The organism is Cupriavidus sp. SIMBA_020, assembly GCF_046535395.1.
Classification (GTDB): domain Bacteria; phylum Pseudomonadota; class Gammaproteobacteria; order Burkholderiales; family Burkholderiaceae; genus Cupriavidus; species Cupriavidus campinensis.
Genome location: NZ_JAWRWU010000749.1, coordinates 1 through 266 on the forward strand (window position 1 = coordinate 1; position 266 = coordinate 266).

General features: G+C 79.3%; 1 pseudogene. It reads right to left on the bottom strand.

The window, feature by feature from the left end:
• Positions 1–266: pseudogene (locus SB751_RS31340) on the bottom strand (hypothetical protein); the annotation flags it as partial.

Sequence of the window (266 nt, forward strand, 5' to 3'; positions counted from 1 at the left end):
GCCGTCGACGGCGGGCGCGACCTGCTCGATGGCGATGCGCGCCTGGGGGGCGCCTTCGGCGCGCGCCGGGGCCGCCATCCGTGGCGCCGCGCATATCGGCGGGGCGGGGGACAGCAGATAACGGGCATGGCCTGCGGGCGCCAGGATGCCGTCGGCTGGCGCGCCGTCCCGGGGGGAGAGCTCGCCGGGCGGCAGCAGGCCGGCGGCCAGGTCCCGGTCCAGGCGCGCGGGGGCCTGGTCGTCGGGATTGAGCGCGAGCAGATCCG